Consider the following 259-nt stretch of genomic DNA (forward strand, 5'->3'; position numbering starts at 1 on the left):
GTTTGGTGCTGACGGAAATTTCCCCGTCCAGATTGTGGAGGTCGGTCGCACATTCCCCGATCGCCGGCGCTATGTGCGGATCGGGGCTGCGGCCTCCGAGTACTCTTCATCGATCGTTTTCTTCAGGCACGACGACGGGTCGTGGCACGTATTTCCGGCGACACCGAAGACAATGGCCATGAGGCTCTAGTGAGCCGCGCCCCTGGCGGACCTTTGCGCAACACGCCATCCCGGAAACGGGATAGACAGAAATCATTGG

At 59.8% G+C, this 259-nt stretch carries 1 protein-coding gene; it reads left to right on the plus strand.

Going from position 1 to position 259, the window contains the following annotated elements; all coding sequences use genetic code 11:
- Positions 1 to 190, plus strand: a 190-nt coding sequence (locus tag SB772_RS42700; protein WP_410838858.1) for a hypothetical protein, incomplete at its 5' end; no start/stop codon positions are given.
- Positions 191 to 259: the final 69 nt, after the last annotated feature.

The sequence above is a fragment of the Paraburkholderia sp. SIMBA_030 genome (assembly GCF_046535245.1).
Lineage (GTDB): Bacteria > Pseudomonadota > Gammaproteobacteria > Burkholderiales > Burkholderiaceae > Paraburkholderia.